The 15,071-nt window shown below is 75.9% G+C and carries 12 protein-coding genes; 4 read left to right on the forward strand and 8 right to left on the reverse strand.

Features of this window, described 5'->3' with window-relative positions:
* Window positions 1-76: 76 nt before the first annotated feature.
* Window positions 77-940: an alpha/beta fold hydrolase gene (locus AB0K92_RS06325; RefSeq protein WP_365920334.1), complete on the forward strand. Its 864-nt coding sequence runs from the start codon at window positions 77-79 to the stop codon at window positions 938-940.
* Between the two features lie 159 nt (window positions 941-1,099).
* On the forward strand, window positions 1,100-2,482 hold the full coding sequence (locus AB0K92_RS06330) for an MFS transporter (protein WP_365919959.1): 1,383 nt from the start codon (window positions 1,100-1,102) through the stop codon (window positions 2,480-2,482).
* Window positions 2,483-2,495: 13 nt separating this feature from the next.
* Here AB0K92_RS06330 and AB0K92_RS06335 read toward each other — a convergent pair whose 3' ends face one another.
* From AB0K92_RS06335 to AB0K92_RS06370, 8 genes are all read right to left on the reverse strand, one after another.
* Complete coding sequence (locus tag AB0K92_RS06335; protein ID WP_365919961.1) at window positions 2,496-3,365, reverse strand: FkbM family methyltransferase; 870 nt, start codon at window positions 3,363-3,365, stop codon at window positions 2,496-2,498.
* Window positions 3,362-3,595 (reverse strand): Trm112 family protein, encoded by a 234-nt coding sequence (locus AB0K92_RS06340; protein WP_365919963.1) that lies wholly within the window; start codon window positions 3,593-3,595, stop codon window positions 3,362-3,364. The genes AB0K92_RS06335 and AB0K92_RS06340 overlap by 4 nt, the downstream gene beginning before the upstream one ends.
* Window positions 3,592-4,497 (reverse strand): hypothetical protein, encoded by a 906-nt coding sequence (locus AB0K92_RS06345; RefSeq protein ID WP_365920336.1) that lies wholly within the window; start codon window positions 4,495-4,497, stop codon window positions 3,592-3,594. Before AB0K92_RS06345 ends, AB0K92_RS06340 begins: the two co-directional genes overlap by 4 nt.
* A 15-nt stretch (window positions 4,498-4,512) precedes the next feature.
* Window positions 4,513-5,346: a class I SAM-dependent methyltransferase gene (locus AB0K92_RS06350; RefSeq protein WP_365919965.1), complete on the reverse strand. Its 834-nt coding sequence runs from the start codon at window positions 5,344-5,346 to the stop codon at window positions 4,513-4,515.
* Window positions 5,343-6,695 (reverse strand): condensation protein, encoded by a 1,353-nt coding sequence (locus AB0K92_RS06355; RefSeq protein WP_365919967.1) that lies wholly within the window; start codon window positions 6,693-6,695, stop codon window positions 5,343-5,345. Before AB0K92_RS06355 ends, AB0K92_RS06350 begins: the two co-directional genes overlap by 4 nt.
* Complete coding sequence (locus AB0K92_RS06360; protein WP_365919969.1) at window positions 6,692-11,119, reverse strand: alpha-(1->3)-arabinofuranosyltransferase family protein; 4,428 nt, start codon at window positions 11,117-11,119, stop codon at window positions 6,692-6,694. Before AB0K92_RS06360 ends, AB0K92_RS06355 begins: the two co-directional genes overlap by 4 nt.
* On the reverse strand, window positions 11,116-11,826 hold the full coding sequence (locus tag AB0K92_RS06365) for a class I SAM-dependent methyltransferase (protein ID WP_365919971.1): 711 nt from the start codon (window positions 11,824-11,826) through the stop codon (window positions 11,116-11,118). Before AB0K92_RS06365 ends, AB0K92_RS06360 begins: the two co-directional genes overlap by 4 nt.
* A 113-nt stretch (window positions 11,827-11,939) precedes the next feature.
* Window positions 11,940-13,079: a glycosyltransferase family 4 protein gene (locus AB0K92_RS06370; RefSeq protein WP_365919973.1), complete on the reverse strand. Its 1,140-nt coding sequence runs from the start codon at window positions 13,077-13,079 to the stop codon at window positions 11,940-11,942.
* Between the two features lie 421 nt (window positions 13,080-13,500).
* Here AB0K92_RS06370 and AB0K92_RS06375 point away from each other — a divergent pair, with 421 nt between their 5' ends.
* Entirely contained in the window at window positions 13,501-13,659 is a 159-nt protein-coding gene (locus tag AB0K92_RS06375; protein WP_365919975.1) for a hypothetical protein, read from the forward strand.
* A complete protein-coding gene (locus AB0K92_RS06380) occupies window positions 13,656-14,984 on the forward strand; it encodes a helix-turn-helix domain-containing protein (protein WP_365919977.1) in 1,329 nt (442 codons plus the stop codon). Before AB0K92_RS06375 ends, AB0K92_RS06380 begins: the two co-directional genes overlap by 4 nt.
* The last annotated feature ends 87 nt before the right edge of the window (window positions 14,985-15,071 follow it).

The raw sequence follows: 15,071 nt of genomic DNA on the forward strand, positions 1-15,071 counted from the left end.
GGGGGATCGGGGATCGGGCAACTGTTCGTGTTGGCCTGCGAACGACGCTCCCGCCGGAGAGGGAGTGGATGCAGGGATGCAGCCGACGTTCGTACTGGTTCACGGGGCCTTCGCCAACTCGTTCTCGTTCGCGCCGCTCCAGGCCGAGCTGGGACTGCTCGGGCACCGGTCGGTCGCGGTCGATCTGCCCGGCCACGGGTTCCGGGCGACTTACGCGCGGGCCTACCAGGCGCCGCAGGATCTGGACGCGCTCGCCACCGCGCCCGGCTCGATCAAGGGCGTGACGCTCGCGGACAACGCCGCCCACCTGATCGGGATTCTGGAGCGGGCCAAGGAGAACGGGCCGGTGATCCTCGTCGCGCACAGCCGGGGCGGCATCACCGCCACCGCGGCGGCCAACGCCCGCCCGGACCTGATCGACCGCATCGTCTACGTATCGGCCTGGTGCCCGGTCGACCTGGACGTCAACGACTACTACGCCGAACCGGAGATGGCCACGGTCGACGCCTCCGCGCTGGGCCTGGCGCTGGTCGGCAACCCGGCCGAACTCGGGTTGCTGCGCGTCAACTTCCGCACCGCGGATCCGGCCGCCCTCGCCGCGTTCAAGGCCGCCTTCCTCGCCGACGGCACCGACGAGGAGTTCCTGACCTTCCTGAACACCTTCCAGCCCGACGAGAACCTGGACGTCGGCACCTCCGCCGACCGCGCGCAGGCCGCGACCTGGGGCCGTGTCCCGAAGACGTACGTGCGGCTGGCCGGTGACGCGAGTCTGCCGCTCGCGATGCAGGACCGGCTGATCCGCGAGGGCGACGCGCTGACACCGGAGAACCCGTACGACGTCCGCACCCTCGAAGGCAGCCACCTGAAGTGGCTCATCGACCCGGCCCCGGCGGCCCGGACCCTGGGGGAGCTGGCCGCGCTCACGGGAGCCAGTTCCTGAACTGGGCGAGGACGCTGGTAAGTTGAGCGTATGGCCGTTTTCGTGAAGTGACTCCGGTGTGCCGCCACGCCCCCGTGACGGGGTGGTGGCACGGAAGCGTCGTGTCTTCCGTTGCCCCGTTGCCGACGGCTTCGGGGCCGATCTGGAGTACCCGTCTTCATGAACGCCTTTTCCGCGGCCGCGGACGGTTCCGTCCGCCCCGTGCGTGACCGGCGCCCCTGGGCGCTGGCGCTGCTCTCCCTGCTTCAGTTCCTCATCGCGGTCGATGTGACCGTGGTGAACGTCGCTCTACCGTCCATCGGCGCGCAGTTCCGGTCGGACGTCGCCGATCTGTCCTGGGTCGTCACCGGGTACACCCTCGTCGGGGGTGGTCTGCTGCTGCTCGGGGGGCGGCTGACCGATCTGCTCGGCAGGCGGCGGATGTTCCTGCTCGGCGCCGCGCTGTTCGGGCTCGCCTCGCTGGCCGCCGGGCTCGCCCCGGATCTGCCGACGCTGGTCGCGGCCCGGCTGGCGCAGGGAGCGGGGGAGGCACTGGCCTCGCCCGCCGCGATGTCCCTGATCGCGTTGTTGTTCCCCGGACCCGAGGAGCGGGCGAAGGCCCTCGGCGTATGGGGGGCCATCTCGGCCGCGGGGCTCGTGGTCGGGGTCGTGCTGTCCGGGGCGATCGTGCAGCTGCTGCACTGGCGCTGGATCTTCGGTGTGAACGTGCCGATCGTGGCCTTGGTTCTGGTCCTCACGCCGGGGCTGGTGCGCCGTGACGGTAGCGGGGCGCGTGAGCGCCGGCGGCTCGATCCGGCCGGTGCCGCGCTGCTCACCTGCGGGCCGCTCGCCCTGGCCTACGGGCTGCTGCGGCACTCCGCCGCGGCGGCGGTGGCCGGCCTCGTCCTGCTCGGCGTCTTCGTGCTCGTCGAGTCGCGTACGCGCCATCCGCTGGTGCCGCTGTCGTTCTTCGCCCACCGCGTCCGGGCCGTGGCGAACGCGGCGACCGTGCCGCTCAGCGCGGCCCTGTCCGCGACGTTCTTCCTGCTCACCCTCTATCTGCAAGACGTGCTCGGCTTCACGCCACTTCAGGCCGGGCTGGCGTATCTGCCGTTCTGCGCGGCGCTGATGCTCGCCATCTCGCAGGTGTCCCGGCTCATCGGCGCGATCGGCGTCAGGCGCACCAGCGTACTGGGGCTCGTGCTGACGGCCGCGGGCCTGGCCTGGCTGGCGCGCCTGCCCGATCACGGCGGCCTGTGGGCCGATGTGCTGCCCGGCATGCTGGGCGTGGCGGGCGGCATGGGGATCGGGCTGGTGGCGTTGCAGAACGCGGCCCTGGCGGACGTCACCGAGGAGGACGCCGGTACGGCCTCCGGCGTGCAGCGGTGCGTCGACCAGCTCGGCGGCTCCCTGGGCCTCGCGGTGCTGGTGGGCGCTGCCCTGGGCGGCGGCGCGGTGCGGGTCGCCGAGTTCCGTACGGCCTTCGCCTGGGCAGCCGCCGCCCTGGTGGCCACGGCGGCTGCCGTGGCGCTCACGGCGAGGGACACGCGGCAGCGCGGGTGACGGGCCGCCCTCGCTAGCGCAGGGACCCGCGCCGGCGCCGGGATCCGCGTGGGCGCGCGCGGGTCCCGGAGGCGCCCGGAGTGCGCCCGTCCGGGAGGAACAGGACCGAGTTGACGTACCGGGGGCGGTCCGTCAGGGGGAGGACGCGGCGCAGCAGGCCGTGGGTGGCGACGTGGGAGGTGGCCGCCTGGTGGGCCTGCAGCGGGAAGGCGGACAGCGGCAGCCACCGGTCGGCGGGCAGCACCCAGCCGTCGTAGCCGAGCCCCCGCAGATACGTCACCACCGGGCCGATGGGCTGGATACGGGACTCCAGTTCCACGAAGAGGGCCGGCCGGTCGCGGGTCAGGAGCGCCGTCGCGCCCCGCAGCACCGGCAGTTCGCCGCCGTCCACGTCGATCTTGATGAAGCCGACGTCCCGCAGGCCCAGGTCGTCCAGGGCCACACAGACGACCTCCAGGGCCCGGGCGTGGATGTCCCGGCGGAGCAGGGACGACACGCCCCGGCTGCCCGAGCCGTCGCCCGCGGGCAGCCACAGGCGGGCGGTGCCGGAGCGGTCCGCGGCGGCGGCCCGGACGACCCGGACGTTGGCGGGGGCCGTCGCCGACAGCAGGTCCGCCAGGTGCGGGACCGGCTCCACGGTCACCACCCGGCGGGCGCGGCGGCTCAGCCGGCGCGTCCACGGGCCGTACCAGCCGCCCACGTCCACGGCCGTGCCGCAGCCGGGCGGGCACAGGTCCGCGATCCTGGCCAGCTCCGGCTCGAACCGCGGGTACACCGCGCGGGCCGCCGCCGCGACCAGACGGGGCGGGAGGAAGGGGGCCAGGCGCGCCGCCGGGGTGGCCGGGGTGGCGGGGGTTGACGGGGTCGACGGGGTCGCCGTCATGGGAGCATCCGGCGCAGCAGCTCCTCGTGCTCCTCCTCCGACACCTGCTCCCCGGACGACGGCAGCAGCTGCGGTATGCCGTCGACGATGGGGTAACGGCGGCGCAGGCGCGGGTTGTACAGCGCGTCCTCACGGGTCCCCGCCCCGGCCTCCTCCCGCCTCAGCAGGTGCAGCGGGCCCTTGTCCAGCGGGCACGCCAGGATCCTCAGCAAGGGGTCGTCGGGGGTCATCGCGGCGTCAGCTCCTCACGCGGGGACGTCGGTCGGGGTGGCGCGTCGTGTTTCGGCATCGTCAGCAGGACCGCCACCGCCAGCACCGTGCCCGACAGGCGCAGCGCCAGCCGCACCGGGTCGCCGGGCAGGGCCTCGCCGAACGACAGCGTGCCCAGCACGGCCGTGTACAGGCAGGTCACCGTCGTGCACACCGGCACGATCAGCGAGGCCCGGCAGCGTTGCAGCGCGGCCTGCGACATGACCAGCCCGAACCCGCCCGTGCACAGCAGCAGATAGGGGTACGGGGAGCGCAGGACCGCGCCGAGGGTGCCGGCGAGGTCGCCCGGCGCCCAGTGGCCGGACACGCCCTTCACGGCCAGCGAGCTGACCCCGTAGAGCAGCCCCACCGCCACGCCGTACTCGACACCCGCCGTCGGCAGCCGGTGGCGGCGCGCGGCGCGGCGTTCGGCGGCCCGGTAGAGCCAGACCCCGGCCGCCAGGGACGGTACGCACAGCAGGAGCAGCAGCGGGTACGGCGCCCCCCGGCCGACCGTGTCCGTGTCCTCGTCCAGGGACAGGACGACCATCAGCAGCGCGCCGAGGATGCCGGCCAGCGCGTACCGCTCCCGCCCGCTGGTCTCCTCGCCCAGCAGCCGCGCCGACAGCAGCACCAGCAGCACCAGCCCGGACACGGACAGGCCCTGCGCGGCGGCGATCGGCAGGGTGCGGTAGACGACGAGCTGGGCGGCGAAACCGGCGGCCAGCGCGAGCGCGCCCGCGATCCACAGCGGGCTGCCGAGCACCAGCCGCAGCAGCCGGCCCGGCGCCCGGACCGTCACCTCGGGCAGCCTGCCCAGCGCCCGCTTCTCCAGCACGAAACCCCCGCTGTACAGGACGTTCGCCAGCAGCGCGGCGCCCACTCCCCACCACACGGCCTACGTCCTTCGCGCGTGCAGCAGGAGGATCGAGGCGAGCGGCGGTCGCGCGCAGGCCAGCCGGTCCAGGGCGCGCAGCGGGCGCGGTACGCCGTGGAAGGGCGCCCCGGCGAGCCGTACGACCTCGAAGCCGGCCGCCGTGACGAACTCCCGCAGCGCGCGGGCCGTGTACAGGCGCAGGTGACCGACCACCTCGCGGCCCGGACGGCCGTGGATCGCGCGCAGGCTCACCTCGGAGAACACCGGCTGCACCCCGGCGGCCAGCAGAGCGCGGTTGTACCAGGCGGCCAGGTTCGGGGTGGACAGCATCAGGTGGCCGCCCGGTCGCAGCACCCGGCGGATCTCGTCGAGCGCGGCGTCCGGGTCCACCAGATGCTCCACCACCTCGCTGAACAGCACCGCGTCCACCGCGCCGGTGCGGAACGGTAGTCCGCCGCCGGTGAGTTCGCCGCGCACCGCGTACGGCAGGCGGGTGCGGGCACGGGCCAGGGCGTCCTGGGACCAGTCGACGCCGACGAGGCGGTGGCCGGGGAGCAGGGGCGCCGCGGTGGCGGCGGCGGTGCCGTCGCCGCAGCCGATGTCGAGGACCGTGCGCCCGCCGCCGGGCGCCGCGGGGCCGAGCGCGGCGGCCAGCATCCGGGCCTGGCGCAGCGAGCGCGCGGTGCCGGAGGCGACCGGGACGGCGGGGTTCTCGTAGAAGTCGCGCAGCCCGTCGCGCGGTCCGTCGCGCGGTCCGTCGGGCGGTCCGTCGGGCGGTCCGTCGGGCGGTCGGCCGTGCGGTCCGTCGGGCGGGCCGCCGTGGGGGCCGCCGTGGGGTGCCGCGGCGAGGGTCATGCGGGGTCCACCTCCGTCGCGTGCAGGTAGTGCGTGAACAGGTCCCGCAGACGGGCGCCGTCCTCGTCGCCGAGCAGGGCGCGGGACCAGCGCAGGGCGAGGTGCAGCCGGCCGGCCGTGGAGGCGGTGGTGACCGTCAGTCCGCGCGGCATCCGGGCGGGCGCCGAGAACCACACCGCCCGCGCCCGGCCCGCCTCCGCGCCGAAGTCGAGCGGGTACGGGATGCGGCCGATGTTGCTCAGCAGGGTCGTCGAGGTCCACGGGGACACGGCCCGGCGCAGCCCGCGCGTGACGGCGCCCCGCCAGGCCACCGGCACGACGGGGGCCGTCAGCAAGGCGGCGCCGCGGCCCAGTTGAGGGCGGGGGAGGGACTTCAGGGCGCGGGTGCGGGCGGCGGTGCGGTGCAGCAGGGCGACCATGCCGGTGCCGTCCGCGTCCGCCAGCTCCGCGTGGGTGAAGGGGACGTCCACCAGCCTCGTGCCGTTGCCGATGGGCATGGTGAGGTCGCGGGGGCGGTCGTCCACGGGCATGGTGATGCGCAGGGGGCGGGGGCGGGCGCCGTGCTCGCGGTTCCAGTGGGCGAGCGATAGGGCCGTGGCCACCATCAGCTGGTCGTTCACCGTGTACGGGGCGCCCTTGGGGCGGTGCGGGACGGGGAGTTCGGTGACGAGCATGCCGTTGCCCGTGCCCGTGCCCGTGCCCGTGCCCGTGCCGCTGGCGCCGGGGGCGGTGTCGGGGACGCCGGGGGCGATGCGTGCGATGCGGGACCAGGCGGAGGGCGTGCCGGTGGGCGTCCGCGCGGGTTCGGCGGACCGCACCGGGGGCGGCGCGGCCGGGGAGTTGTCCCGGCCGCCGTACAGCTCCGCGGCCGTGGCCACCACCCGCAGGCAGGCCGGCCCGTCCAGGGCGGTGTGGTTGAGGGTGAGCAGCAGCACCGTGCCGCCCGCCTCCGGTATCGCCTCCAGCCGCACCGGCGGGGCGAGCGTGAGCGGCGGCGCCTGCGCCAGTGCCCGCGCCCGCGCGTCCCGTACGGCGTCCGGGCCCGGCTCGGGGAACGTCACCACCTCCCCGTCCGGCCCGTCCGTCAGCTCCCACTCGTACCGCCGCCGGTACCAGGGCCCCGGAGCCTCCCGCACCAGGATCCGCGGGTGCCGGCGCAGCGCCTCGCCGAAGGCCTTGCGCAGCCGGTCCGGGGCGACGGGGCCCGGCAGCCGCACCTCGATGTGCACCGTCTCCGGCTCCTCGTCCCGCACGCAGTGCCGGGTGATCTCGTCCACGACGGGGAACGGCACCCGCTCCCCCGGCCGCGGGCGAGGACCGGGGGACGCCGGACGCTCGACTGCGCTCATGGGCGATCGCCTCCCGCGGGGTCGCCGACATGTCGGGCGCCGGGTGGTGGGGCGCTGGATGGTCGGGCGCCGGGTGGTGGGGTGCCGGGTTCCCGGGTGTCGCCGACCTGTCGGGTGCCGGGTTCCCGGGTGCCGGCTTCGCGGGTGTCGCCGACGTGTCGGACGCCGGGTTCCGGGGCGCCGAGTTCCCGCGTGTCGCCCGGCGCGGCGCCGTCACGGTCCCGCTCCCGCACGCTCACCACCGCCGCGAACAGCCCGACGAGCGCCAGCAGTTGGGCCGTATGCCCGAACGCGCCCGCCCCCTCCGCGACCGGCTCCCCGGCCCCGGTCGCGGCGACCAGACCGGCCGCCGCGAGGCTCAGGAACGCCACCGGTACGAGCGCGGTGTGCCGCCGGTGGGCCAGCAGCGCGAGGGCCGGGACGAGCAGGGAGAGCCAGCCCGCGACGAGCACGCCGACCACCGTCACCGCCACCGTGCCCAGCCACGGCCCCGGCGCGGGCGGCCGCGGCGCGGGCGGGTCCGGGTCGGCGGCCCGGCGCCGCCACAGGACCAGGCCCGCCAGCACGGCCAGACCGGCACCGCTGCCGACCAGCCCCGCCTCGTACGTCGTCGCGGGCTCGTACGACAGCCGGAGCGTGCCGCCCGCGCCGGCCGGGACGTACCAGCCCTGCTGCCAGCCGTCGAGGCGCACGGGGGTCAGCTCCTCGCCGTCGAGGGTGGCGCGCCAGCCGTCGTTGTGGTTCTCGTACGTCGTCAGGTAGGCGGCGCCCCCGGAGCCGACGGTCAGTTCACGGCGGTCGCCCAGCCAGTCCCGCACGCGCAGGTCACGCCCGGCGGTGACCGGTCGCGGCGCGCCGCCGCGGGTGAGGGTGACGCCGGTGACGACGAGCGGGCCGGCGTCGTCCGCGTCGAGCCGGTGGGCGCCCGCGGGCAGGTCCAGCCCGGCCGGCCGGCCGCCGTCCTCCGTCCCGCACGGCGTGACGTCCACCTGGCGCCGCTCGACCAGGTCGCGCACCGTGCCCCGGACGCTCGTGCGGTGCCGCTCGCCGTCCACCGTCAGCACCGGGCCCTTGCCGCACGGCAGGGTGAAGGCGCGGGTGGGGGAGGGCTGCGGGGTGCGGTAGCGGTCAAGGGACGGCAGGTATGCCTCCGTCAGGCCGACGGGCAGTTGCAGGTCCTCGTCGACGACCGGGTTGTGCAGGGTCAGCGGCGCGGTCTTGGTGATCGTGATGTCCAGGCGGTCGGTGGTGATCGGCGGGAAGCGGACCCAGCCGTTGTCGTCGACGGCGGCGATCACCGCGCCGTCCGGGGAGCTGAGGTGCACCTCGGCCGGCCGGGACGACAGCCCGCCCGCCGCGGCCAGCACCAGCTCGTCCACCGGCTGCCGGTCCGGCCAGCGCAGACGGATCGTGGGCCGGTCGCCCGCGATCCACGCGGTGGTCAGGTCGCCGTCGGTGAGGTTGCGGGCGGCGAGGCCGGTGCCGAGGCGGGCGGTGGAGTCGGCGGTGGCGGTGACGCGCTGCCGCTGTCCGGGCGCGGCCGCGTACAGCAGCCGGTCCAGTTCCGGGCCGGGCACGGCCACCGCGCTCGCCGCGACCTCGTACGTGCCGGCCGTGCCCGTGGTGAAGCGGCGGTGCAGGCCCGGTTCGGTGCCGGTGGGGGACATCCCGGCGGGGTCGGCGGCGCGGCGCAGGGAGACGATCTCCGTGGCGGCGGTGGCGGTGGCGGCGCGGGCGGCGTCCACCGGCAGCCGCAGCGTCCGCGTCACCCGCACCCGCGGCAGCTCGATCTCGGCGAAGCCCGCGCCGAGCAGCCCGGCCCGCCGCGCCACCGAGTCCACGACGGTCAGCGTCATCCAGCGGGTCGCGCCCCGCGGGGCGCGCACGGTCTGTGTCGTGCCGTCCGGGCGGAGGTGGCTGGTCACCCGGCCCCGCTCGGTCTCCACCCGCACCCGGGTCGGCGCGGATCGCACGCCCTCCTGCGGCAGCGGTGTCACGGCGAACGAGCCGGGCATCGCGTAGCCGTCGCCCGCGAAACCGATCCGCAGCCACTCGCCGTCCGGGGAGCCGCCGGAGCCCTCCGTCCACACCGTCTCCGGGTCGCCGTCGAAGGCGTTCACCGGGTCGAACTGCGGCAGGTGGAACAGCCAGCTGCCGTACGACGAGGCGGTCACCGACCGCGCGCCGCTCAGCTCGGCCACCGACTGGTGGTCGAGGCCGGTCACCGGCAGGATCTGGTGCGGCGGCTCGCCCGCGTCCTGGTGGGCGCCGGGCGCGTTGCGCTCGTCACGGGTGTACGGGTACGACGTGTTGGCGTTGACCAGCCCGAACCGGGTGTCCGCGCGGCGCAGCCCGTCGCCGGTCAGCTGCACCTCGGGGGCACCGAGTCCGGGGTGGGGGTCGCCGGTCAGGACGGCGGCCCGGCCGCGCAGCCCGGCGGCGAGCGGCAGCAGCGCCTCAGGGCCGCCGGAGACCCGTACGGTGCCGGCGACCGGTCGCAGCGCCGCCTGTCCGGGACGCGGCACGTCCGGACCGGCGGGCCGGTAGATCTCCACCGCCCGCTGCCTCGGGTACAGGCCCTCCACCTGGAGCGGGGTGTCGTCGGCGATCCGGCCGCCGGTCATGACGGGGCCGATTCCGGTGACCCGCTGGTAGCCGGACTGTTCGAGGGCGCGCTTGACGGTGGTGGTCGGCGTGTAACCGATCTGGTCGGGGTCGAGGTCGTTGCGGACGACGACGTAGTGGACGCCCGCCCGGCTCAGGTAGTCGGCGAGCCCCGGCACCTCGCCGCCCGTCAGCAGCGCCTGCTCGACCGCGTCCATGGCGCGCCGGCTGCCGGGGGTGCCGAAGGGGACGTAATCGCGCTGGGCCCAGCGGGAGCCGGCGAGCACGTCGAGGGGGTGGTCGATGGTCGAGCCCCAGGTGTACACGCCGTGCGCGGTGGCCGGGACGACCAGGGCGCGCGAGTCGGGCGAGTGCTTCTCCAGCCAGTCGGCGGTGGCCTGCCAGTACCGCGGGATCCGCGGGAAGGAACCGGGGCTGAGGATCGACCCGTTGAGGTACGGCCACACCAGGCCGGGCAGCACCAGCACGGCGGCCCCGAGCGGGACGTACCGGCGGGCGCGCGCCCCGGGCGCCCCGCGCGCCCCGCCGGCACCGGGCACCCCGCGCGCCCCCTCTGCCCCGCGCGCCCGGCGTGTTCCGCGCGCCCCGCGCCGCTCCACCGCCACCGCCACCGCCACGAGATGCGCGAGCCCCAGCACCAGCGCCAGCGCGAGCCCCGTCTGGAACTTGTAGATGTTCCGGAAGGGCGCCAGCCAGCCGTTCAGCCAGTCCTGCACGGTCGCGTGGAACGGCGCCCCGAACCCGCCCCCGTACCCGGCGAGCAGCACCGGCGCGCACACCAGCACCGTCAGCACCAGCCAGCGCCGCTCCGGCATGTCCCGCCGGGCCAGCCCGGCCAGCCCCAGCCCGGCCGCGAGCGCCGAGCACAGGATCACCACCGCCGAGGCGGCCACCGTCCACCCGGCGGGCAGCCACGCCTCGCCGAAGCGCAGGTAGGCCACCCAGTTCCCGGCGCCGCGCAGCGCCTCCGTCGCGGACATGGTGGCCGTGGTCGTCTGCGAGGTCTCCACGTACGGCAGGAAGTTCTCGCCGTACGCGCCGAGCAGCAGCAGCGGGATCCACCACCAGGCCGTCGCCACGAGCACCGCCGGCGCCCACCAGGCGATCAGCCGCCAACGCCGCGGGCCGGGCGGCCGGGACAGCAGATACAGCCCCACCGGCAGCAGCGACGCCAGCGTGGACGCCGCGTTCACCCCGCCCATGAACGGCACGAGCAGCGCCGAACGCAGCGCGGCGACCCGCGCGGCGTACCGCTCGTCCGCCAGCGGCAGCAGCACCCACGGCAGGAACGCGCCGGGCAGCGCCGCCGCCGACGTGGAACCGACGACCGTCGTGAACACCGGCCACAGCGCGTACGCCACCGCCGCGAGCAGCCGGGTCGCCGGGCTGCCGACCCGCAGCCGTTCGGCGAGCCGCAGCGCGCCCCAGAACGCGGCGGTCACCACCAGCGACAGCCACAGCCGCTCGGCGATCCACACCGGGATCTCCACGGCCCGGCACAGCCAGTGGAACGGCAGCATCGGCCACAGATAGCCGGCGTACTGGTCCTGGATGCCGCCGAACCCGGCCCGGTCGTGCCACAACTGCCCCAGATCGGCGAGGAAGCGGCCGGGATCGACGGTCACGCCCAGCTTGGTGTCGAAGGTCTGCCGGCCGGGCCGCGCGGCCAGGAACGCGGCGAACACCACGGCCCAGAACCCCAGCGGCCAGCGCCGCGACCGGGGCCCGTGGGGCGGGCCCGCGGTGGTCGCGGAGGTGGGGACGGCTGCCGGGGGAGGGGTCTGGACCGTGGTCGTCATACGGGACACCGCCGGAGGATGAGGAGGAGGTTCCAGGTGGCCACCTCACGCAGCCCGGGGACCTTCACGATCGCCTCGGTGAGGAACGGCCAGTAGCGGGAGCGGGCCGAGACGAGCGTGACGTCGTCGCGGGCGCGCACCTGCCGCAGGGTGGGGCCGATGTGCAGGGCGAACAGGTTTTCGCCGAGGGTGTGCTTGGCGGGCCGCCCGGTACGCCGCTCGTAGCGGGCCCGCGCCCGCGGTGCGCCCAGGTAGTGCCAGGGCGCCCACTCGTGACCGCCCCACGGGGACAGCCAGTTGGTGAACGACACGTAGACCAGCCCGCCGGGCCGGGTGACCCGCACCAGCTCGCTCAGGAACGTCTGCGGATCGGCCACGTGCTCCAGCACGTTGGAGCAGAACGTGACGTCGGCGGCCCCGTCGCGCAGCGGCAGCAGATATCCGTCGGCGACCACCGCCCCCTCGGGCGGCCTCTCGCCCAGCTCCCGCGCGTCCGGCTCGAACAGCCACGCCTGCGCGCCGCGCCGCCGGAACTCGGCGGTGAAGTACCCGCTGCCGCCGCCCACGTCCACGACGGTCCGCCCGGCGACGGCACCGCCGTACGCCTCGACCTGGTCGACGGAGTGACGGGCGAGCAGCGCGTAGCAGGCCTCGGGGTCGCTCTGCTCCCGCAGGAAGCCACGGAACAGCTCGAGGGACGTGCGCACAGAAGTGCCCAGGGGGCGCGGGGCGGTCACCTGTGCGGCTCCGCCGCGCGGGCGCGACGGACCACGACGCACCGGCACGCGCGCGACCGCGTCACGGATACGGCGCACGGGCGTCACCGGACCGCCTCACAGGCAACCGCACGGAACTGCCGCACGGTCCGGTCCCAGCGATAGCGCGCCGCCCGCTCCCGCGCCGCCTTGCCCATCATCTCCCGGCGCCGGCCCGACAGGGCGAGCGTGCACCACGCCGCGGCGAACGAGGACTCGCCGTGCGCCAGCACCCCGGTCTCCCCGTCCACGACGGAGTCCCGCAGCCCGGGCACGTCGAAGGCGAGGGCCGGGGTCTCCCGCGCCGCCGCCTCGGTCACGACCAGCCCCCACCCCTCGACCGCCGAGGGGTGCAGCAGCAGCCACGCCGCGCACAGCAGCCGGTGCTTCTCGGCCTCGGAGACGTGCCCGGTGAACTCCACACCGGGCCCGGCCTGCCGCTCCAGCCGGGCGCGTTCGGGGCCGTCCCCGACGATGACGAGCCGGCCGCCGGTGACGGGCCGCACCCGTTCCCACAGCCGCAGCAGCAGATCGATCCGCTTGTACTCGACGAGCCGCCCCACCGCCACGAACAGCGGTTCCGGCGAGCGCTCGCCGCGCGGTCCGGGGTCCTCGACGCCGTTGTGCACGACGCGGATGCGTTCCCGCTCCACGCCGATCGCGCGCAGCGCGTGCGCCGTCGACGGGGAGACGGCGACGAGCAGGCCGGGGGAGCGGGGCCCGGTCAGCGCCCAGTGCTCGAGCCGCCGGCCGAGGCGGGCGGCGGGCGCGAGGGGGCCGCCGAACCGCATCGCCCACAGGTCGGTGTGGACGTGGTTGACCAGGCACAGGGTCGGCCCACGGTGCCACAACGGCGCCAGGTACGGCATCCCGTTGCACACCTCCACCAGCAGGTCGGTCTCGCCGACCTGGCGGGCGAAGGCGGAGCGGGCGCGCAGATAGTGGTCGTAGGGGCCGCCCATCGAGACGACGCGGTAGTCGCGGTACGAGGCGGGGCCGCCGCACAGCAGGGTGACCTCGTGGCCCAGCCGGGTCAGCCCCTCGGCGAGCCGGTCGACGAGCAGTTCGGAGCCGCCGGCGGCGGGGTTGCCGAGGTCGCGGTGGGCGAGGAAGACGATCCGGCGCGGGGGTGGGGGGAGCGCCGGAGGGCGGTGCTGCGGCGGCCTGGGGAGGGCGGCGCGCAGCGGGGGCACGTGCTGGGGCATGGGTGCTCCAACTCGTCTCTGGGTGCGGAACGCGGTGTGGGGGGAGGGGGATTCGGTGGGGACGGGCGGGTGGGGGACGGTGGGTTGGACGGTGGGTGGGGGACGGCTGTGGACAGGCTGTGTCCGGGGTGGGTGGACAGTTTTGGCCCAGCGCATCGCCACGGCTACTCACGGGGATGACAATTTCGGCGGCTGTCACAGCTGACGTCACATCAGTTCGTGAGCGCGGGCCGGTCCTCTTCCCTTGACGGCCTGTGACCGCCGTGTCGACACTGAGCAGCGACAGGCAGGAGCGACAGGCAGGAGCGACGGGCGGGGGCGACGGGCAGGGCGACGGACAGGGCGACAGGCACGGACGGGCTCCCGGGGTGGGACGACCTTCGGACGATCTCCGGTCCTCGGACCAGGGAGGCAGACCCGCATGCCCAGACTGCTCGCCGCCGCCGTGACCGCCGTGGCCGCCGCCGCCCTCGCCGTCGGTGCCGCGTTCGGCATCGTCGCCCTGCTCGAAGCCACCCCCGAACAACCCAACACCCCGCTGATCACCTACGAGCAGGCGGGCCGCGGGAGCCGGCCGTGACCGCGCACCCGGCGGCGACCGTGCCGCCCCGCTCCGCCTGGGACGACGTGCCCCGGCTCCAGGTGCGCCGGTTCGCCGCGCTCGCCCTGGCCGAGGCGCCCGTGCTCGCGGAGGAGATCATGCGCGAGATCCGCCGCGAGTACCCGCACCTGCCCGTCGTCCTCGACGAGAACGGCGAGCCGATGGCGCTGGTCGGGATCCGCCGCGCCATCGAGTCCTTCGTACGGCACCTGGAGCACGCCCACGACGCGCCGGGCAGCCCCACCGTGCCGCCCGGCCTGTTCGAGAACTTCGGCCGCGGCGAGGGACTGGGCGGGCGCAGCCTGGACTCCCTCCAGGCGATCTACCGGATGGGCGTACGGCTCGCCTGGCGCCGCTTCGCCGACATCGGGCAGCGCGTGGAGATCCCGCCGCCCGCGATGTACGAACTCGTCGACGCGGGCTACGAGTACCTCGACGGCCTCGTCGACCAGTCCGTGCGCGGCTACGCCGAGGCCGCCGCCCGTCAGGCCGGGGAACGGCTGCGCCACCAGCGCCGGCTGCTGGAGGTGCTGCTCGCCGAGAGCCACCGCGACGACCCCGCCGACGCGCTGGTGGAGCGGGCCGCGCGGATCGGCTGGCCGCTGCCCGAGAAGGTCGCCGTGGGCGTCCTGCTCCGCCCGGCCCGGGAGGCGGTCGCGCCGGCCGTCGGGCAGGGGGTGCTGCTCGACATGGAGTACGAGCGGCCCCGCATGGTCGTGCCGGAGCCGGACGCCGCGGGCCGCCCCGAACTGCTCCTGCGGGCCCTGACCGGCTGGGCGGGCGCGATCGGCCCGCCGGTGCCGCTGGCCGAGGCCGCCAAGTCGCTGAGCTGGGCGGAGGCCGCCGTAGGGCTGATGGAACGGGGGCTGTTGCCGGCCGGGGAGGTGCTGCTGTGCACGGAGCACACCGAGGCGCTGGTACTGCTCCGGCCCGAGGAGCTGATCGACGATCTCGCCGTGCGCTGCCTGGCCCCGCTCGCCGGCTGCGGGCCCGCCCACGGGCGGCGGCTCGCGGAGACCCTGCTGGCGTGGCTGGAGACGCGGGGCGGGGCGCCCGAGGTGGCCGCGCGGCTGGGCGTCCACCCGCAGACCGTGCGCTACCGGTTACGCCAGATCCGGGAACTGTGGGGCGACGGCATCGACGACCCCGACCGGCGCTTCGAACTGGAACTGGTCCTGCGCGCCCAGCGCCTGCGCGGCGAGCTCGGCCACCTCGGCCCCCAGCCCCGCCGCCCCACCGGCAGACACACCGGCTCCCGACCGACGCCGACCCGCCCCGAGCAGCCGGGTGGCGGAGCCTGGTGACCGCGGCGCGGCCCCGGCGGCATCCTGCGACCGCGGCATCCTGCGACCGCGTCGGCTGCTCCCCGTGTCGGCGGCTCTCCGCGCCGC

Source organism: Streptomyces sp. NPDC052687 (genome assembly GCF_040678395.1).
GTDB lineage: Bacteria > Actinomycetota > Actinomycetes > Streptomycetales > Streptomycetaceae > Streptomyces.